Origin of the sequence: Pseudidiomarina sp. (assembly GCF_033722695.1) — a bacterium.
Classification (GTDB): domain Bacteria; phylum Pseudomonadota; class Gammaproteobacteria; order Enterobacterales; family Alteromonadaceae; genus Pseudidiomarina.
The window spans coordinates 31,617-52,214 of sequence record NZ_JAWVYM010000004.1; the positions used below are offsets into that span (position 1 = coordinate 31,617).

Annotated in this window: 15 protein-coding genes; 8 read left to right on the plus strand and 7 right to left on the minus strand. The window is 54.4% G+C overall.

Features of this window, described 5'->3' with window-relative positions:
- The first annotated feature begins 46 nt into the window (after positions 1-46).
- Together R3196_RS02795 and R3196_RS02800 are read left to right on the plus strand one after the other, a co-directional pair.
- The gene (locus R3196_RS02795; protein ID WP_318935127.1) at positions 47-1,537 is read left to right on the plus strand and encodes a SulP family inorganic anion transporter; all 1,491 of its coding nucleotides are present in this window, start codon (positions 47-49) and stop codon (positions 1,535-1,537) included.
- A gap of 23 nt (positions 1,538-1,560) precedes the next feature.
- The gene (locus tag R3196_RS02800; RefSeq protein ID WP_318935128.1) at positions 1,561-2,412 is read left to right on the plus strand and encodes a universal stress protein; all 852 of its coding nucleotides are present in this window, start codon (positions 1,561-1,563) and stop codon (positions 2,410-2,412) included.
- A 14-nt stretch (positions 2,413-2,426) separates the two neighbouring features.
- Here the strand turns inward: R3196_RS02800 and R3196_RS02805 are convergent, their stop codons facing one another.
- A complete protein-coding gene (locus R3196_RS02805) occupies positions 2,427-4,094 on the minus strand; it encodes a serine hydrolase domain-containing protein (RefSeq protein WP_318935129.1) in 1,668 nt (555 codons plus the stop codon).
- Between the two features lie 139 nt (positions 4,095-4,233).
- Here R3196_RS02805 and R3196_RS02810 point away from each other — a divergent pair, with 139 nt between their 5' ends.
- The 3 genes from R3196_RS02810 to R3196_RS02820 all read left to right on the plus strand — a co-directional run bounded on the left by R3196_RS02810 (position 4,234) and on the right by R3196_RS02820 (position 7,783).
- Positions 4,234-4,965, plus strand: a complete 732-nt coding sequence (locus R3196_RS02810; protein ID WP_318935130.1) for a 2OG-Fe(II) oxygenase — start codon at positions 4,234-4,236, stop codon at positions 4,963-4,965.
- Positions 4,966-5,070: 105 nt separating this feature from the next.
- Complete coding sequence (locus tag R3196_RS02815; protein ID WP_318935131.1) at positions 5,071-6,750, plus strand: NAD-dependent malic enzyme; 1,680 nt, start codon at positions 5,071-5,073, stop codon at positions 6,748-6,750.
- A gap of 67 nt (positions 6,751-6,817) precedes the next feature.
- Positions 6,818-7,783, plus strand: a complete 966-nt coding sequence (locus R3196_RS02820; RefSeq protein WP_318935132.1) for a hypothetical protein — start codon at positions 6,818-6,820, stop codon at positions 7,781-7,783.
- Here the strand turns inward: R3196_RS02820 and R3196_RS02825 are convergent.
- Complete coding sequence (locus R3196_RS02825; RefSeq protein WP_318935133.1) at positions 7,780-8,997, minus strand: Nramp family divalent metal transporter; 1,218 nt, start codon at positions 8,995-8,997, stop codon at positions 7,780-7,782. The two genes, R3196_RS02820 and R3196_RS02825, sit on opposite strands and share 4 nt — an antisense overlap.
- Before the next feature lie 133 nt (positions 8,998-9,130).
- Here R3196_RS02825 and R3196_RS02830 point away from each other — a divergent pair, with 133 nt between their 5' ends.
- On the plus strand, positions 9,131-9,589 hold the full coding sequence (locus R3196_RS02830; RefSeq protein ID WP_318935134.1) for a methylated-DNA--[protein]-cysteine S-methyltransferase: 459 nt from the start codon (positions 9,131-9,133) through the stop codon (positions 9,587-9,589).
- 25 nt (positions 9,590-9,614) lie between these two features.
- Positions 9,615-9,926, plus strand: a complete 312-nt coding sequence (locus tag R3196_RS02835) for a hypothetical protein (RefSeq protein WP_318935135.1) — start codon at positions 9,615-9,617, stop codon at positions 9,924-9,926.
- 10 nt (positions 9,927-9,936) lie between these two features.
- On the opposite strand, the gene R3196_RS02840 is transcribed toward R3196_RS02835, so the two are convergent.
- Positions 9,937-10,875: a DUF3667 domain-containing protein gene (locus R3196_RS02840; protein ID WP_318935136.1), complete on the minus strand. Its 939-nt coding sequence runs from the start codon at positions 10,873-10,875 to the stop codon at positions 9,937-9,939.
- Between the two features lie 149 nt (positions 10,876-11,024).
- Here R3196_RS02840 and R3196_RS02845 point away from each other — a divergent pair, with 149 nt between their 5' ends.
- Positions 11,025-11,921, plus strand: coding sequence for a MaoC/PaaZ C-terminal domain-containing protein (locus tag R3196_RS02845; RefSeq protein ID WP_318935137.1), 897 nt, complete (start codon positions 11,025-11,027; stop codon positions 11,919-11,921).
- A 7-nt stretch (positions 11,922-11,928) separates the two neighbouring features.
- On the opposite strand, the gene R3196_RS02850 is transcribed toward R3196_RS02845, so the two are convergent.
- From R3196_RS02850 to recB, 4 genes are all read right to left on the minus strand, one after another.
- Positions 11,929-14,451, minus strand: a complete 2,523-nt coding sequence (locus R3196_RS02850) for an acylase (RefSeq protein ID WP_318935138.1) — start codon at positions 14,449-14,451, stop codon at positions 11,929-11,931.
- Between the two features lie 102 nt (positions 14,452-14,553).
- Entirely contained in the window at positions 14,554-14,970 is a 417-nt protein-coding gene (gene arfB, locus R3196_RS02855; protein ID WP_318935139.1) for an alternative ribosome rescue aminoacyl-tRNA hydrolase ArfB, read from the minus strand.
- Positions 14,967-16,913 carry an exodeoxyribonuclease V subunit alpha gene (recD, locus tag R3196_RS02860; RefSeq protein ID WP_318935140.1) on the minus strand — a complete coding sequence of 649 codons (1,947 nt, stop codon included), beginning with the start codon at positions 16,911-16,913 and terminating at the stop codon, positions 14,967-14,969. Before recD ends, arfB begins: the two co-directional genes overlap by 4 nt.
- Positions 16,913-20,596, minus strand: coding sequence for an exodeoxyribonuclease V subunit beta (gene recB, locus R3196_RS02865; RefSeq protein ID WP_318935141.1), 3,684 nt, complete (start codon positions 20,594-20,596; stop codon positions 16,913-16,915). Before recB ends, recD begins: the two co-directional genes overlap by 1 nt.
- Positions 20,597-20,598 lie beyond the last annotated feature (2 nt).

Here is a 20,598-nt window from a genome sequence, read left to right on the forward strand (position 1 = left end):
CCTGTATCTGTTTTATTCTGTTTTTATAAAAAAGTGAATCCAACTCATGCTCAAGACCATTCAACAAAACTGGTTTTCTAACATCCGTGGTGATGTGCTGGCTGGTATTGTGGTTGCTCTCGCGCTGATTCCCGAGGCAATCGCATTTTCTATTATCGCTGGCGTTGACCCTAAAGTGGGACTCTATGCGTCGTTCTGTATTGCTGTTGTCATTGCCTTTACGGGAGGACGGCCCGGAATGATCAGCGCCGCCACTGGCGCCATGGCGCTACTGATGGTCACGCTGGTCAAGGAGCATGGCCTCGAATATTTGCTGGCGGCCACTTTGCTGACGGGCCTACTACAGATTGGCGCCGGCTTCCTGAGGATGGGCTCGCTGATGCGCTTCGTGTCACGTTCAGTGGTCACGGGCTTCGTCAACGCACTGGCCATTCTCATTTTTATGGCGCAGCTACCTGAGCTGACAAACGTGACCTGGCATGTTTACGCCATGACCGCAGCGGGCCTGGGTATTATTTATCTGTTCCCGTATGTTCCGGTAATTGGCAAGAGCTTACCCTCACCGCTGGTATGCATTGTGGTGCTGACTATTGTAGCGATATTTTTGAATCTGGATATCCGCACCGTTGGTGATATGGGTGAGCTACCGGATACCCTGCCGATATTCTTATGGCCGGATGTCCCCCTTAACCTGGAAACCCTGATGATTATTCTGCCCTACTCGGTCGCTTTGGCTGCGGTCGGCCTGCTGGAATCACTGATGACGGCCACCATAGTGGACGATCTGACCGACACCAGCAGCGATAAAAACCGTGAGTGTAAAGGCCAGGGCGTGGCCAATATAGGCGCAGGTCTATTAGGTGGTATGGCTGGCTGCGCCATGATCGGCCAATCAATTATTAATGTGAAATCCGGCGGTCGGACCCGGCTCTCCACTTTAGTCGCCGGCATCTTCCTGATGGTGCTCATCCTGCTTCTTGATGCCTGGCTGGTGCAGATCCCAATGGCCGCATTAGTGGCAGTGATGATCATGGTTTCTATCGGGACTTTCAGCTGGGACTCTATCCGCAATATTAAAAAGCATCCGCTGTCGACCAACATCGTTATGATCACGACCGTGGCGGTGGTGGTCGCAACCCACAACCTGGCCCTCGGGGTTGGCGTTGGTGTATTGCTGGCAGCGGTATTCTTTGCCAATAAAATCGGCCACTTTATGCAGGTACAGTCGTCTATTGATAAAGACGGTCTGGAACGGACCTACCAGGTTGTCGGGCAGGTGTTTTTCAGTTCATCGGATAAGTTTGTCGGTGCTTTTGATTTCAAAGAAGCGCTTGATCGGGTTGTCATAGATCTGACCCGCGCGCACTTCTGGGATATTACCGCAGTGGCGGCACTGGACAAAGTCGTGATTAAATTCCGCCGCGAAGGCGCAGAAGTTGAAGTGCGCGGTCTGAATGAAGCCAGCGCGACCATTGTGGATCGTTTTGGCGTACACGATAAACCTGATGCCGGACAAGACATTATGGGCGGCCACTAAGCGAACACTGAGGAGACAAGACAATGACAAACGTAGTTGGATGTATCGATGGTTCTGCGGCCGCAACCGGCGTATGTGATTACTCAGCCTGGGCTGCACTGCAGCTCGACGCGCCTTTAGTTTTACTGCACGTACTGAATCTGAACCGGTACCCGGTGGCGCCAGATGTCACCGGCAATATCGGTCTGGGCAGCCGTGAGCATTTGCTCGAAGAACTTGCCGAGCTGGATGCCCAGCGCGCTAAAGTGGCGCTCAAAGAGGGTCATGTCATGCTCGAAGCCGCCGAAACCAGAGCCCGTGAGGATGGTGTGGTCAATATTAACCTGCGTCAGCGGCACGGGGATCTTTCCGAGACGCTGGATGATATGGAAGACGAAATCCGCCTGGTGGTGCTTGGCCTGCATGGCGAAGATACCAGCGACAAACCACAGCATATCGGTAGTCAGCTGGAAACGGTGATTCGCACTCTGCATCGCCCGATTCTGCTCACCCCGACTGAATTCAAGGCGCCGGGCAGTGCGATGCTCGCCTTCGATGGCAGTGCGACCACGCGTAAAGGGGTCGAAATGCTGGCCAAAAGCCCGCTATTTAAGGGCCTGCCAGTGCATGTGGTGATGATCGATGCTGACACCAGTGACAACCGGGAAAAACTGAAGTGGGCCGAGCACCAGCTGGCTGAAAATGGTCACCAAGTACATATCGCGCTGCGCGCTGGTGAGGTGGAACCCACTTTACATACCTATCAGGCTGAGCACGGCATCGATATTATGGTGATGGGGGCCTACGGACACTCACGCATTCGTCAGTTCCTGGTCGGTAGCACCACCACCAGTATGTTACAGGCCAGTAAAAGCCCTATGCTCATTTTGCGATAGGGCTTTCACTCAGGTTACTCTTCGACCCGGGGCGCTGGCAGTTGCTGGCCGCCCTGGTGCAGCGTTAAAGCCGTGGCGGCGCCATCGGCCGGCAGATCAAATACCATTTTGATTCCATATTGGTCGTTGAACAGAATGGCCGCAGACTCCGCCACTACCGTGAATGCTCCCTGACCTGTGGCCTGGGCCGTCATCCCTTCTTCGGTATCGCGAACGCTAATGATAAAGCCCGGCTGTAGCTGGTAATCGCCAACTAATCGGGCTCGTTGATCTGCATTCAGTTCGATGGTTTTTGGTTCAACGATCTCATCGCTTATCTTCTCAGCGAACTCAGCCTCGTTACTGCCCTGCTGATAAAAATTCACACCGGTTACCAGCCCCTGTTCGGCCCGGACAACATCAAAATAAACGACCGAATCAGCCATTACAAAGCGATCTGGTGTAACCGGATAAACGATGGACTCTGCGCCACCCTGGCGCTGGCTGATTAACTGACCCTCTTTGATTTTGAGGGTCCGGATAGTGTTTTCATCGATGCGATAAGTGCCTGCTATCGCCTGCAACTGCTCCGCGGATAACTCTATACGCGGCTGCTCCACCGGATACGGTTTGCCGGCAGCAATTGCAGCCAGTCGGTGCGCAACCACACCCGGTCTGACGGAATGCCCGACGTAATTGGTCAGTACCACCACCGAAATTTCGTGATCCGGCATCCACAATGCATAGGTTGCAAAGCCATGAATGCCGCCACCGTGCTCAATCACCGGCAAACCCCGTACCGAACCATTTTGCAGACCGTACCCATAAGGCCCCGAAACCTCGCTGGGCGCAATCATCCGCTCATAAAGAGCGTCTGGCAGCACCTTGCCGGTATGCAGCGCATATTGCCACTGACTGACATCCAGCGCCGTTCCAGAAAGTGCACCGGCCGCATGAGGTTGGCTCATGCTAAGCCAGGGCGCATTAATCGGCCCCTCAGCAGAGGGATGATAGCCATGCACGCGGCCCCGGACCACCTGCTGATCCGGGTAATAATCGGTGTTCGTGATACCGCGCGGCACTAACAGCTTTTCAGCAATGTACTGATGCCAGGGCTTACCAGTCAGGTCTTCAATGATAGCGCCTAACAGTACATAGCCGGAGTTGTTATAGCGCCATTCAGCGCCTGGAGCAAAATCCACCGGTAAAGCACTGAAGGTGGCGATTAGCTCGTCCGTCGAAAGATCCCGACGAATACGCTCATCGGTCATGTAACCCGGAATACTGGTGTAACTGGCAATTCCGGACGTATGGTTTAACAGCTGATGCACCGTCACATCGCCGTAAGCGCTATCGGGCCACCAGCGGGAGACAGGATCATCGAGTTTTAGCTTGCCTTCATCGACCAGGGTTAAGATAGCCGCAGCGGTATATTGTTTGGTGACCGAGGCCAGCCGGAAAATATGCTCGGGCGCTAAGGGCACCCCCATCTCAAGATCGGCCATCCCTCTGGCACCGGAATACACAAGCTCACCGCCTTTAGCGACCACAACCGTCGCCCCGGGCAAATCAGGTTGATATACCGACTGCACCAGCGCGTCTAGCGATTTCTGGTCGGCCTCCGCGAGCGCCGCCGCTGGTAGCGAAAATCCATAAAGCATCACCGGTACGATGGTGGCAATGATCAGACGCTGTAGTTTCATAACTTAGTCTCTCTTGTATAGTAACCCTTTCGCAAAAGGCCCGGGCAAGTTCTCAGAATAGAACATCTATAAGAAACAGCTATGTTATTTAGTCAATGAATTGTAACTAATTATTGAATGAAGTTACTATGAGCGGACAATGGATAAAAACTTACCAACCAGCCAGGACGAGCTTGTGAGCGCCGATTTTATTGAAATTTATGACGATGCCCTGACGCCTGAGTTCTGTCAGCGCTTTATTGAAGTATTTGATCAAAGCCCGCATAAAAATCCCGGGCGAACCGGCAGTGGTGTTGACCCAACTAAAAAGGTCAGTGAGGATTTATATTTAAATCAGCACAAAGACTATGAACCCTATCTTGAAGTGATCCGTAACGCCACCCGCGAACATGCCGTCGCTTATTTTAAAAAGTACCGGTTTGCGCTGATTGCTCCGGTAGCCTTGCAAATACGCCATCCGCAAACCGGTCAGCCTGTTAACCTGACCCATGAAAATTTTGATGAGGTCGCGGCCGGCAACGAGGAAGCCTATATGCAGTTGCTTTACCGCCTGGGGCCGATTCAGGCGCAGCGCTATAAACAGGGCCAGGGCAACTACAATTACTGGCATTGTGAAGTCTATCCTGAGAAACAGGGCGTCGAAGCCCTGCACCGCACTTTGCTGTTCATGTTTTACCTCAACGACGTTGATAAAGGCGGCAGCACCGATTTTTATTATCAGCAGCGCAGCATTAAGCCCAAACAAGGCCGGATGGTGATTGCTCCGGGCTATTTTACCCATACCCATCGCGGTACCGTGCCCGAATCAAATGACAAGTATATTCTGACCAGCTGGATCCTGATGAACCCCGGCAATCAGCTGTTTACTTGAAAAAATAAGCTCAGCAGCAGCGACTGACGCCGGCTTTTCCATGTGCGATGTCGATTTTTTTGCAATAATAGAAGGCATTAGTTTGTAGCGTATGGAGAGTGATTCATGAAGGATCCGTTGTATATTCCTTATGCAGGCCCGAATCTGCTGGAAACCCCGTTGTTAAATAAAGGCAGCGCCTTCAGTCACGAAGAGCGTGCTGAATTTAATCTGACCGGGCTGTTGCCCCCGCGTTACGAAACTGTGGAAGAGCAGCTTGAACGCTGCTACCGCCAGTACTCCAGCTTTGATACCGCGATTAACAAGCATATTTACCTGCGCGCTATTCAGGATAATAACGAAACGCTGTTCTATCGGCTGCTGCAGAATAATCTTGAAGAGATGATGCCGATCATCTATACCCCAACCGTGGGCGATGCCTGTGAACAGTTCTCGGATATCTACCGCAGTGCACGCGGCCTGTTTTTGTCCTACGAAGAACGCGATCATCTCGACGACATTCTCCATAATGCCACCAAGCGCAAAGTAAAAGTCATTGTGGTCACCGATGGTGAACGTATCCTCGGCCTGGGTGATCAGGGCATTGGCGGCATGGGTATCCCGATCGGCAAGCTGAGCTTGTATACGGCCTGTGGCGGCATCAGCCCGGCTTATACCCTGCCCGTATGCCTGGATGTCGGCACCAATAATAAAAAGTTACTGGAGGACCCCATGTATATGGGAGCACGCCACGAGCGTATCGGCCAGGAAGAATACAACGCCTTCGTTGATCAGTTTATGCATGCGGTTAAACGGCGCTGGCCCGACGCGATGATTCAGTTTGAAGACTTCGCACAACCCAATGCAATGCCGATTCTGCGCAAATACCGCGATGACTTTCTCTGTTTTAACGACGACATTCAGGGCACCGCAGCAGTTACCGTCGGTACCTTGCTGTCAGCCTGTAAAAGCAAAAACACTCGCCTCAGTGACCAGAAAGTCGCATTTGTAGGGGCGGGATCCGCCGGCTGTGGTATTGCCGAACAAGTTATTCAGCAGATGGTCAATGAAGGGCTCACCGATGAGGAGGCCCGCAGCCGAATTTTTATGGTCGATCGACTCGGGCTGTTAGTTGAAGGACATCCTGATCTTTATGATTTTCAACAAGCCTTAGTGCAACCGCGCGAACGCATTGCTGACTGGCAACACAGCGGCGACTATCCGTCGCTGGTCGATGTGATGCATTGCGCCAAGCCCGGCGTGCTCATCGGCGTATCGGGCCAGCCGGGGCTATTTACTGAGCAAGTTATCCGCGCGATGCATCAGTATACTGCCCAGCCCATTATCTTTCCGCTTTCCAATCCCTCGCGCCAGGTCGAAGCCCACCCGGCTCATGTGATTGAGTGGACTGAAGGTGATGCAATTCTGGCTACCGGAAGCCCATTTGAGCCGATAACGTACAACGGCAAGTGCTACCCTATCGCGCAATGCAATAACAGTTATATTTTCCCGGGTATCGGGCTTGGCGTTATTTCTGCCAAAGCCAGCCGGATTAGTGATGAAATGATGATTGCGGCAAGTACCGCCCTGGCCGATGCATCGCCCAGAGGTCGTGGCGAAAGTGAACACTTACTACCACCAATTACCGCGATTGCCAAGCTAAGTAAGGATATTGCTTTTGCTGTTGCTAAAGTTGCTCAGCAGCAGGGGCTCGCCTTAGAAATCAGTGATGAAACACTGCAGAGCCGCATTGATAAGAACTTCTGGAGCCCTGAATACCGGCGCTATAAACGGGTCAGTATTTAACAAATATTAGCTGGTTAGTTAATGGGTTTCCTTGTATCGTCGATAGTATAGACCGGGAGGAGGCTTAATGTATTATCGCGTGTTACCGCTAAGCTTGATACTGCTCTACAGTGCGTTTGTCCCGGCACAGGCACAGGCGCAGCAAAAGGAAACCGCTCAGCAGGGTACTGCAGTTATTGATAGATTTCGCCAGGGGCTAACGAATACAGTCGATCGCAGTGCGCTGTGGATTGACTCTCTGTTTGCTGAAGAGGTCGACCCCGCCGATTATCCGGGCAGTTATGGCAGCCTGTCCCTAAGCCCGGTATGGGACGAGCACGACGGCTTTGAGATTGATTCCAGCTTCCGCGCTAACCTGGTTTTCCCCCATGCACAAAAGCGCCTTTCCGCCATCATCGGTCGTGGCGACTTTGACGATTTCATTAACGACTCACAACTTGACCGGCCGACTGTTATTCGTCGGAGTCAGGCCGATGAAGAATGGATGGTCGGTCTGGGTTTTGATCCCTACGTGGAGGCCGACCAAAGCCTGTCTTTTGGCGCCGGTTTTCGCGGCGGGCTGGACCTCGACACTTATGTTCGCGCACGTTACCGCTTCGAAACTATCTTAAGCGATGCCAGTGAAATCAGGGTTCAATCAGTGGGGTTCTGGCGCGATAGTGATGGTTTTGGTATCGCTCAGACTATTGAACACGAGAGAATGTTCAGTCAGCGCTGGTTCAATAAATTCTGGATCCGTGGCACTTTTGCCGAACGTACCGAAGGGGTGCGCTGGCATGCTTCCAATAAGCTCTATCTAATGTATCACCCGGAACGAGCAGTCGGTGGCGAAGTCTGGTGGTACGGCGAGACGCGCGAAGAGGTCCCGATGCTGGACTATGGCGTGCGGGCGCTCCACCGCAGCCGTTTTATGCGCGAATGGCTATATCTTGAGGGCTGGGTCGGGATGCACTGGCCGCGCGAAACCATCAGCGACACCCGCACACCCCGCTGGATCCTCGGCCTTGAATTTGAAATGCTATTCGGTAATTAACCCAGCCAGCCAAAGGCGCTGGCTAAGCTTCGCATGCCTAAACCCACCGCGATAAGACAAACTGTTCCGCCAAGCAAATTCTGGCCGGCTGAATTCCGGAAGCTACCCAGCCGGGGCTGATTGCATACCCAGAGCAAAAATAGCGCAATAACAGGTAACAGCAGACCATTAGCGACCTGCGCAAACCAAATCACACTGACTGGTCTGATACCTAATGAAGCAATGCTGATGCCGATGATTAAAATGGCCAGCCAGGTCAACCGGAACGGCCAACTGGTTAAATCGCGTGGGTAGCCAAGCACACCACTAAGCGCGTAGGCCGAAGCCAGCGGCGCGGTCAGCGCTGATGAAATACCCGCAGCAAATAGTCCCGTGGCCATAAACCATGTCGCCGCGTCACCGAACAATGGCTGCAGCGACTGGCCTAAATCAGCAGCGCCTTGCAGACTAACCGCGCGCCCGAAAAATGCCGAGGCGGCAGTAGCGACAATGGCCACTGAAATCAGGCCGCCAATGGGGATGGCAATCAGCAAATCGCGCCGCGCCGCAGGCAATTGATCAGCCGACTGCCAGCGTTGCGCTGCGCTGGATGCATGTAAAAACAAGTTATAGGGAACCACTGTGGTGCCGATCAGGGCGACCACCGTCAGCACACTACCAACCGGCAGTGATGGGATCAGCAAGCCAGTTAACAGCGGCCCCCAGTCGGGCCGCGTCAGCATAAAAGTGACAACAAAGGCAATGCTCATCAGCACCACCAGGCCAATGAGCACGCGCTCAATCAGGCGGTAACTGCCGATCCATAAAATAATGCCCGCGATGATGCCAAGCGCAAGTGGTGTCAGCCCCCTTATTTGGCTGGAGCCGATCAGGTCATTGAGACCCAGGCTGGCACCGGTCAGGTTGCCACCCTGATACACGCTATTGCCAATTACGATAGCCGCCAGCACCAAAGCCACGGCCAGCCAGCGCAATACCGGATGGGTAATCGCCGCCCGGATATTTTCACCCAGCCCTTGCTGTGTAACGACTCCCAGCCGTGCAGCCATTTCCTGCAGCACCATAGTGGCCAGCACTGAAAACACCAGAGCCCATAACAAGACATAACCAAAATGTGCGCCCGCAAGCGACGCGGTGACCACAGTGCCGGGGCCGATAAAAGCTGCTGCTACCAGGGCTGCCGGCCCGATGCTATAGCGGTTCTGCTGGGACATAATCCACCTTATTATTTCTTTAACTGGCTGACGTGCCCCAACTATATGGTGCTTTGGTGATGCTGTCGATGCGCTTTCCCGGCTTATAGTTCATAATAGAAATACATTGCGCATTCAGATTGCGAGGCTCAGTATGTATCAGGCTAGTCTGGACTCCCCCTTAGGCCCTATCACTGTCGTCAGTGATGGTGAAGCGATCTGTCAGGTCCATTTTAACCGGTCGGCAGGCAATGACTCAGGCTCATGTCCGCTGGTGCAACGTGCCGTGGAGCAACTTAAAGCCTACTTTGCCGGCCAGCTACAGCAGTTTGATTTACCGCTGCGGCCCAAGGGCACGGCCTTTCAACAGAAGGTCTGGCAACAACTGAAAACGATTGGCTACGGCAAACTCGCCAGCTACGCAGATATCGCGCAAGCGCTGCAAAACCCTAAAGGCGTGCGTGCGGTCGGCATGGCGAACAGCCGTAACCCGTTAGGAATCATCGTCCCCTGTCACCGTGTTATCGGTAGCAACGGCAGCCTTACGGGATATGCCGGCGGGCTCGATAAGAAGCTCTGGCTGTTACAACACGAAGGCAGCTGGCAACAGTAAACCACCAAAGCAAGGGAGACTTAGCATGAGCGCATTATTCAAAATACTCTTAATCATTACGATGAGTCTGGGCGCTGTCGGTACAGCGCTGGCACAGGATGATAAAGCCCGTAAAGGGCAAGACACTGCGGAACAGGCGAAAGAGCAGAGCGAGGACGCCAAATCAGCAGCCGAACGCCGCCGCGAGGAAATTGCCGCTGCCCGCGCCAGAATAAAAGCGGAGCAAGAAGCAGCTAAAGCTGAACGTAAGGCTCAGCGCGAGCGTCTCAAAGAAAAAGCCAAAGAGAATAAGGAAAAAAAGAAAAAAGATGATACCAAGGATGACGACAACAACTAACCGGCGGCGATCAGGCAGTCATCACCCCAATAATTACCATGGCGACAAAAGCCAGGCTTAAAAGTGCCAGATAGCCTATGGCTGAAAGCGCAAACTTAATTAAGGTTCTGCCCCAGCCCTGATTATAAAAAATCTTTTGGGTGAACAGCATATAAGTTGCCATCCACATTAAGAGAATCGTTTCCATCCAATCGGATATCTGATCAAAAACCGCCATCCCGGTTCTGGCGGTCAGCCAGTCTGCCATCTGTGACATAGCCGTCAGAATGGTCAGCGACAGCAGCAGAAACGCATGGGTATGCAGGGCTGCGGTCAGATGTTCCAGGTAATAGTGGCGTTTAAAAATATAAATAATCTTTAGATATAACGCCCAGAAAGGCATCATCAACAGAATAATTTGCGGTGCCAGCGACACCAGCTTCCGCACCAGTATCTTTGGATTTTGCGACAAATGACGTAGTTTTTCGTTGAGCTTTTCCTGTTCTGCCTCACCCAGAAACGGCAGCGAAATTCTGGCATCGCCAAAGTCTAATGACACGGGTGGGGGCGGCTGCCGGGCTTCAGACGTTGATGGCGTGGCAGGCTGCTCTGTGCCGGCGGTAGGGAACACCTCATTACCGGGGGCCGTCATCGCCTCATAATCAATGGTTAACGACAGCGTCAGAAACGCAATCAGTGAAATAAAAAAATAGAGCCGTAAAGGCGGAACATACGAAGCATGCCGCCCGTTTACAAATTCTTTTGTTAAGAACCCGGGACGCAGCATCAAACCGCTAAGGGTGCGGTAAAAGCGCGAGTCCCAGTGCCCTATTTCACCAAATAAGTTACCGACCACCGCAAAAATGCTGCGCAGATACTGTTGATTTTGCTGACCACACTGATGGCAGTATTCGCCCTGCAGCGGGGTATCGCAATTACGACATTGCTCAAGTGCAGATGGGGTGTTCATTGGTTCAATGTCCATAACGGTGAACAGAGGTTTGTCCTGACCTTAGGTAAGTCCGTGTATACTACCTAATGAAATTGATGCTAGCCAGAATTGCCTGTCAAAGTCAAAAATATGTTATATTGGCATCAGTGTACGCGAGGATAGCTGATATGCAGATTGAAACACCCAGCCATTTACCAAATCTTCCGGGAATGTTTTTTCGTTCTCTGTTTACTGTTGCGCGCAACGATCAGCAAACGGCGGCAGCGAGTGAGCTGAAAGGTACATACCGGGCGCCGGCATTCACCCGCGATCAGTTAAAACGTTATCATCAGGCGTTTGACGGTTTTGTCAGCACAGTACCGCTTACTCTGATGTATTGTCTGGCGCAGCGTGCGCACCTGGCACAAATGCTCGATGAACGTTTTCCCTGGCCAGCCCCTGGCTTGGTCCACGTCAGCAATAGTCTGGAACAGCACGCTCCGATTGTACCCGATACTGACTTTGTTATGCAGGCCAGTATCCAGTTGCCCGAGCGGGGCCCGGCCGTTTCCGCACGGCGGCTGCGTCCCGTTTTTGTGGTGGAATTCTGGCAAGGTAACAGCCATGTGGCGAGCTGCGTCAGCGAGTATCAGGTACGCCCGAAACAAGCGGCACGCACCCCAAAAACACGTGATAAAAAATCGACCACACCGCCCGGTGAAAGCTGGCGGTCAGTCGCCAGTTGGTCACTCGACGCGAGTACCAGCCGGCAGTATGCCCGCTTATCCGGTGATTTCAATCCAATCCACCTGCATCCATTGCTGTCACGCTGGTTCGGCTTTGAACAGCCGATCATCCACGGTATGTATATGGCGGCAAGAGCGCATGCAGAAATTGAGCGGCAAGCAGATAAGGCGATCAGAAAAATCGACGTCGCTTTCAAGCGCCCGGTAGCATTGCCGGCAAAAATCACCTTATGGCAACAGCCCACTCAGGGTGAGCTGGCCGGCAACTACCAGATTTGTGGGGCTGAAGACTACCTGCAACGTCTGGAAGGTAGCTTCGAGCTCCACGACGAAGATTAACCCGGCTTTATTCCGGCCGGGTTCCGGTTAATTCCAGCTCAGTCACCGTATTGGCATCAATATCTGCATTGGTGAAATACAACTGACGCAACTGCGGCGCACTGGAATACAAAAGTGTCTGATCGTTAAAATGGTCAGACTCCGTATTCGATGACTGAGAATACGTCAGCAAACCATCGGCTACCGGACCTGCATCAGTAAACTCCATTGCAAACATCCAGCTTGAACCGTAGGTAATGTGATAGCCACCACCGACGGCACTCAGCTCGGATCCCGATAGCTGTGGATAGGTATGACGTGGCAATAAGGTTCCGTCATTACCCATATTGCTGCGGAATACGTTAAAGCCGCCTTCGATATTATTGGACCCTCCCCACGGCAGTTTCATGCCTGATGGTGAACCGTCCGCCAGGCTCTTCTCAACGAACTGAACCTCGCCGAGCGTCGCCGCCACGTTGAAGCCGTTATTGGTAATGCGCTCCTGCGCCACGGCGAACTGCTGCAGCACGATATCATTCGCATCCAGCGTATTCGGTGTGGTTACTGGCTGAGTGGGATCGAACGGTACCTGCCATTGACGATTGCGGTTGAACTCGGTCGCAAACTCACGGAACATCATGGCGCCGACACTGTTAAGGTTCATGGTCCCGTTCCACGCTGCGAGGGCATCACAACCCGGTTTGATGTTCACGTCTCCATTAGCCGTCGTAACGGGCGTCTCACCCCGCGCCTGACAAGCAGCGAGCAGGTCAGTCAGCACTTCTTCACCAAGGAAGTTCCGGTTACCAATCAGGCGATCGACTAAATCGTCGCGAGTAAAGCGACCATCAACTGAACCGCCTTCCGCCAGCATCTTCTGTCCCATGCGTGAACGCAGTGACTGCTGGTTACCAACCGGCCCCCATAGCGGTGAAACACCAGTAATCGGCTCAGCCGGGTTGGTCAGCCAGAAACTATCATTGGAATTCTGCACAAAATCACTACGCTCCAGCTTTGGTGCGCGCTCGTACGGCACTTTACCCTGAGGTATAAAGCGACTTTCGTCGCCGGGGAAAATAAACAGACCCACCTGTTTCGTCAAAGCCTGATACAAAGGGTCGGCGGCCCAGTCAGCAATGGCTGCGGAGTCAATGTCCGGCACCGAAGAACCATCGGTGAAAAACGCGTTGCCATCTTTGTCCACCGCCATAGCGTTGTTAAAGATGGTGCCGGTGTAATCCACAAAAGTCTGCTTATACTCGGCAATATTGGAGGCCAGGTTCATACCCAGCCAATGCTCAAGGATGTCATAGTTGGGCAGGTTCGCGTCATACAATGCGTAGGCGACTTCCTGTCCCGTTGCATCAGTACCCCAAGGCAGGGCGTTAGGAATCACAATAATCGGACCAAACTCACTGTGGTAACTGCTACGTTGCAGCAAAATCGAGGACGAAGGCCCACTTGCGACTTCAATTTCATGCTGCTTTCTGGTCATAGCAACAGGCTCACCATCCAGCATATACGTGGTGCGATCGCTATCGGCCGTATCCAGGGTCAGACGATGTACAGTAAAGCGCGCAGCGGTAGAGAAGGTATGGGTCCAGGCAACATTTTCATTAAAGCCAATATTGATGATGCCCGGCATGCCGGAAAGTGAGCCGCCGACAACTTTCATTTCACCCGGAACCTCAATACCAAACTGCCAGAACCGTTGATTGCCGGTATACGGGAAGTGCGGATTAGCAATCAGCATGCCCTGGCCCGTGGCAGACAAATCAGAGCCAATGGCCCAGCCATTCGAGCCCGCTTCAGTGGGGTTGGTATCAGGAATATGGTTATGGGCCAACTCCAGATCCTTAGTACTAAAAGCTTGCCCGGTTTCTTTATTGGTAACAGCGGCCGTTTCATCCGGCGGTATCGCCAAAAATAGCGGCCCGGTAAAGTTAGCCGCGCCGGGCAACAGGGCAACGCCCTGAGCGTAGGTCATAATATCAATTGGAGTAATGGGCTGCACCCAGGGTTGGTTAGCACAAGCCGGGTCGATATTTGCCACCCCGGTGTCCTCAAGATAACGGTTATATCCCGCTGCGTAGCCGGTTACCAGCGCCTGAGAATGTTCGCTGATCTGCTCAAAGCCCACCTCAGCGTTCTCGCGGATACCCAGGGTCAGATAGCCAAAGTCATTGAGAATATTGTCGGAATCGCCGGAGCCAGGCACCCGGTCAGGGCCAAAATATTTGGCCCGCTGCGAGTTAAACTTAATCACCTGATCAGCGATGATACAGATATTGTCTTGCGCGAACGCGTAACCAACGCCATATCCCAGGCTCTCGAGGTTATCGGCGGTAATGTAAGGGACGCCATAACTGGTCCACTTAATTGACGCATCCAGATTACCATCGGGGGCGAAAGCAATAAGCCCGGTAGGCGGCGGCGGCGCAACAACCACCTGCTCATCGCTGCTGCTGCCGCAACTGGCGAGCGTCATCAAGGCTCCGGTTGCCAACAGAGTTGCCAGCAACCTGCGATTGAATACCTGTGCTTTAGCCATAAGGGTACCTTTTTATTATTTTGTTGATTATTCGTGTTTTGTTGTTAACGGTTCTTGTCGTCAATCAGTATGGCGCTATGTGGTCGGACGTGCAAGCGATGATCAGATCAGCTTTTTTCGCAAGGCTTTTACGTCGCCGCGCTTTTTCTTCCCTTCAATGCGGCGTTTTTTACTGGCCTTGGTTGGCCTGGTGGGGATGCGCTTCTTACGCTGCACATTAACGCTGGCAATCAGCTCAATAAACTGCGCCAGCGCCGTTTCACGGTTGTTCAGCTGACTGCGGGTTTCCTGGCTTTTAATAATGATCTTGCCACTTTGCGTAATTCTGTGATCACTTTTTTGCAGCAGTCGTTGCTTATAGTAGTCAGGCAGCGACGAGGCGTTAATATCGAAAATGAGCTGCGCGGCAGTGGCTACCTTATTGACGTTTTGACCGCCCGCGCCGCTTGAGCGGATAAACTGCCACTCGATTTCGCTCTCGGGAATACTTACCCGCTGCGAGATCTGAATCTGGCTCATACCAGTCCTCCTCGTCGTTCGACTCGTTTGGTCACCGTTTCAAGCACCACCCGCGGGCTGGCTGCCACCAGGGTAAAGTGCTCCCGGGCCCGGGTTATGCCCGTGTACAGCAGCTCCTTAGTCAGTACCGGCGTCTCGCGCTCGGGCAACACCACTACCGTGTGAATAAACTCTGAGCCCTGCGATTTATGCACCGTCATCGCGTAGACGGTTTCAACCTGGGTCAGCCGGCTGGGCAGTAACCAGCGGACCCGATTATCAGCGGTTTTAAAGACTACCCGCAGGGGGTCGCCGGGACGGCGCTGCAACGCAATGCCGATATCGCCGTTCCTCAGGTTCAGATTATAGTCATTATGAGTGACCATCACCGGCCGGCCTGCATACCAGGGCTCTACTGCGGTGGTATCCCGATCCAGCCACTGCATCACCCGCTCGTTAAGCGCACGCATTCCCCAGTCACCTTCGTTCACCGCAGTCAGGATCTGGAAGGCAGCATACTGCTCAAGTACTGCGCCGGCCCAGTTATCAAATTCGGTATCCGTAGCCTCACCCGCCGGACGCTTTTTGAGACTGTCCAGAAAGGGGGTGAGGCCCTCCCTGACTAATTTCTTCATGGCGTTGATACCGGGCTGCGCTATCTGCAGGAACGCAATATTCGCGAATCGTGCATCGGTTGCTGCCAGGCCAGCGCTATCGGCCAGCCAGCTGCGTAGCCACTGGGTGCGCTGATGATTCACTTCAGCGGCCAGCTTGCCAATACCACGGCTATCATCAAAGCGGCGGCTGGTGCGTAGCATGACAGTATGCTGGTTGTAATGATCAGCGCCTGACTGCGGCGGCTTTTCAGCCAACATCGCCTCCGGCAGCGTTTGCCGACTGGCTTGCTCCAGCCACTGCGCCACCGCCGGGGCATAGTTGCCCTGCTCGGCGCCGGTGCACAGCTGCCCCAAAATGGCGCCAGCGCCGACCGAAGCGAGCTGATCTTTATCACCTAATAGAATGAGGCGGGCGTGGGTGGGTAGCGCCGCCACCAGTGCCGCCATCATCTCGATATCAACCATGGATGCTTCATCGACGATCACCACGTCAGTCACCAGCGGGTTCCGGGCATTGTGGCGGAAGCTGCGACCATGCCGCTGGGTGCCCAGCAAGCGATGCAGGGTTACCGCAGCCGGGCTTAGCAGCTCACGGATATCATCGATATCAGGCATGGTGGTTAGTTCTTTGCGGATCGACTCGGTCATACGCGCGGCCGCTTTGCCGGTTGGCGCCGCCAGATGGATTGTCAGTGCACCCTGCCCTTGATGCATCCGCTGCAGGGTAGCCAGCAGCCGCACAACGGTGTAGGTTTTGCCGGTACCCGGCCCGCCGGTGATAATGCTGAAACCGCTACGCACGGCCATGGCACAGGCTATCCGTTGCCAGCTTACGCCTTCGCCCGGCGCACCAAACAACTGATCCAGAACCGTTGCCAGCTGGCTCAGATCAACTTCAGGCAGCCTGTCCATACGCTGCTGCAGATCCCGGCGTATCGCATCTTCATATCGCCAGAACCGGCGCAGATAGAGGCGTTGGTCGGCGACTAGCACCAGCGGCGAATTGGTACCGCCGGCGGCTCCAGCCAGCGCCTCATGCAATAGCTCCGGTGCCGCATCAAGGCCCGCGGCTTGCAGCAATTTAACAGGGCTGACACATTCTGACCGGCTGGCGCTGTTCGCTTGCTCCGGTGGTATGAGTAAATAGTTATCTGCATCGTTCGCCAATAGCTGAATATCCAGGCACGGGTGGCCGCGGCCAAGCTGATGACTCGCCAGCGCGCCCAACAGCCAGACCAAAGGTGCATCGCCCGGGGCTTTTTGCTGCAAATACCGGGCAAAATTTAAATCAAGCGCGCGCAGCCAGCCATGTTGGTGCCAACGTTCAAGTTCCCGCATCAGGTCCATCAGTTTACTCCCTCTGCAACAGCCCGGGAGCCAGCGAACAGTTGCTCAAGGCGCTCGATTAATTCGCGCGGGGGCCGATCAAAAAAAGCGCCTGCGGTATCGGCCTGATAGCCACGCATAAACAGGTAAACCGCACCGCCAATATGGTGATCGTAGTCGTACGCATTGCCCATCCGGGCTTTCAACAGTTTATGCAGCGCCAGGGTGTAGATAACGTACTGCATATCGTAACGACTACCGAGGATCTTATCGCGCATCGCAGTGCGGGCGTAGCTGCTGGCATCCGGGCCCAGATAATTCGATTTATAATCGGCTACGTAGTAGCGCCCCTCATGCTCAAATACCAGATCGATAAAGCCTTTGAGCATACCGTTCAACTGGCTCGGCAACACCTGCGGACGCGCCTGGCCTGGCAGTATATGTTCGCGCACCAGTTGGTCAAGCTGCTGAGCACGAACCTGATGGGTGGCGAACCAAAACTCCGGCTCGGGCTGATAACTGCTCAACCCGGCCAGCGTAAAAGTGGTGTCAGCCCCCCCTTCAGGGCTTGCTTTGAAAGGGGTCTGGAGGTAGTCGTGCAGCCAGTCCCGCAACATTTGCTGGTGGCTGTGCCAGGGCTCCAGCCGGGTGCGCTCGTTGACCAGCTGAGCCAGTTTATCGCCGTCCGCAGCAAGTACAGCAAAGCCGGCGTTGGCGGCGTCTTCAAGTAAATTGTGTAAAAAGGTCCCGGGTTGGGCCCCTTTCGGAAAGCCATGCAGGCTGGCGGGGTCGGGCTCGCGCTCGGGCGTTGCCGCGACTTCGCTGGTCTGTTCATGCCGGGCTTCCAGCGAATTCAGCGCATCGGCGTCGTCAGCGGTTATTTGTTCGCCGTACTTTAAGGCGCTGTAGCTTGCCACCCACCAACGTTCCATCCGGTGTCCGGCCGGCATGCTACAGCTGACCAGCGTTCCACCGTCCGCGCGGTCGGCCTGATAACGGGTTAACGGACTATCAATTTCGAATTTCTGTTGCGGTAAGTCGCTCAGTTGGGCGACCAGTTCGCCAAACTCGACTTTGCTGCCGAATTCACCGCTGGCCAGGTAACACAAAGCCGTGTCTTTGAATTCCTGAAACGGTGCTAAACCAATGAATGTCGCAAATTGCGCCCGGGTCACCGCCACGTAAAGCTTACGAACATCTTCGGCCAGCCGTTCCAGATCGGCCTGCTGACTGCCTTCGACATCATCTTTATCGTAGGCCAGACAAAGCTCATCCGCGGCATTATGGTACTTGGCGGGATAACTCACCCGACGATGCCTGGCGGGGCAGTTGCTGATAAACGGCAAAAAGACTAGTGGATACTGCAGGCCCTTCGATTTATGAATAGTAATCACCTGCACCAGTTGCGAGTCGCTTTCCAGCCGTACCTGCTGCTCAGCTGCATCAGTGCGGTTGCCCTCATCACTCGCCAACTGAATATGCTCGGCTAAATAGCGCAGCAAACCAGTTCGGCCCTCGACCAACGCCGATTGCTGCTGCAGTAACTCAGCCAGGTGCAGAATATCGGTCAGCTGTCGCTCCCCACCGTCTTCGCGCAACAGTCGCGCCGGTACCGAAAAGTCATGCAATATGCGCTGCAGCATCGCCAGCACCCCGCGCTGCTGCCACAATTCGTGGTAGTCCAGAAACTGGTCGGCGCGGCGGTCCCATTCAAGTTCGTCGGTATTAAGTAAATCGAGCGCGGCCAGCGACAGCGCCAGCAACGAACTGGCCAGTGCAGCTCTGAGCAGGCCGGGATCCCGGGGCGCCGCACAAGCCTGCAGAATACGCAGCAGATCGCTGGCCATAGCACCGGCAAAGACCGAGTCACGGTCAGACAGGTACACGCTCTGTACCGCCCGCTCACGTAGCGCGCTGCGGATTACCGCAGCTTCTTTAGCGCTGTTTACCAGTATCGCGATATCACCGGGCTGAATACGGGCAAAGCTGCCGTCGTCATGCTTAAAACCACTGCTCGGGTCGTTCAGTAGAGTAACTATCTGCTCTGCGGTTTGTGCTGCCAGCGCAGCCTGCAGCACCGGTTTTTTTTCTTTGTCCGAAGCCTGCAATACGTCCAGTCGCAGAGCCGGGCCAGGTTGATCCCCGATCACGAAGTGCCGGCTCAGTCCATTGGCTTTTACCGCTGTAAAGGGCACCGGATTGTCTTCGGTAGTACCAAACAAAAATGCGCCGCGCGGGTATTCCCGGGCGCGTTCAAAGAGCTGGTTGGCCGCTGCCACCATGGCATCGGTGGAGCGAAAGTTCACCGCCAGGGTGTAATGGCGGCCGGCGGTGGCCCGCCGGGCCTGCAAATAGGTGTAAATATCCGCGTTCCGAAACGAGTAGATTGCCTGTTTGGGATCACCAATCAGAAAAATGCCGGTTTGCGGTAGCGGCTCCTTAAGCTGGTAAACCCGATCAAAAATCTCATACTGAGTAGGATCGGTATCCTGAAACTCATCGATCATGGCCACCGGGAACTGCGCCCGGATAGTGGCCGCCAGCGAACGACCATGCTTACCCCGCAACGCGTCTCGCAAACGGCTCAACATGTCGTCAAAGCCCATTTCGGCGCGTTGTTGCTGCAAGGCGCTGAAGCGTCGCTGCAGCCATTGCGCGGCATGATGAAGCAAGGGCGTGCGAATCGTCGGTAGCGCGCGTGAGCTATGGTGAAGCTCCTCCAGGGTTTGCCACAGCGGATGCTCGGGTAAAGGAATGTGGAGCGCATCGCGCAAGCCGTCAGGGGTAAGCCGTTGCCAGGCTGACTCAGTTAGCGAAGGCGTCAGCGCCGCCGATTCTCCGAGCGCTAATGCCGCTGCCCATTCGTCCAGTGACTGTAGCCAGTTGCTTACCCGGTCGCGGCGCAGTTTATTGCCATGGGCCTGTTTGCTGGCGATAACCTCATCGAGAAAAACCCGCGCATCAGCAAGCCAGCTCTGCCACGGCTTACTGTGAAATTCCTCCCGTAATTGCTGCTCTGCTTGCTGTACTTCACTTAGCAGTTGCGCTGGCGGTGCCAGGTCAGCCGTCGGCACGTCATTCAGCAAATTACGTACGCCGGCATAAATGGCCTCCGGGCTATTGAATTCACTGGTCAATAGCCGGTAAGCATCAACTTGCTGCGCAGTCAGCGGAGCTATAAAAGTGCGCCAGTAGTCACGGGCGGCGGTGAGCCAGTGCTGTTTGGTATCGGTATTAAGCTGCTGGCTGAACAGACTGCCGCTGGCAAAAGCGTGCTCCCGAAGCATCCGGTTGCACCAGCCATGGATCGTATGTACTGCCGCCTCATCCATCGACTGGGCGGCCAGCTCCAGCTTGCGCGCCAAGGCGGGCCAGGCTTCGGCGTCCGCATACTCAGCACGCAGCCCCTGCAGAAAGCCATCAGCCTGGTCGGTCTGCTGGCGAAAGTAAGCCGCTGCTTCACTCAGGCGTGCGCGGATCCGATCGCGCAGTTCTTCGGTTGCAGCATCGGTAAAAGTAACCACCAGAATTTGCTCGGGTGTAAGAAAATCGCCGAAACGCTCGTCCTGGTTACCATGGTTCAGCACCAGCCGCAGATACAGCGCCGCGATGGTATAGGTTTTACCGGTGCCCGCGCTGGCTTCAATCAGGCGGCTGTTATGCAGCGGAAACCGCAAAGGCTGCAACGTTTTGCCGGTCGTCATTC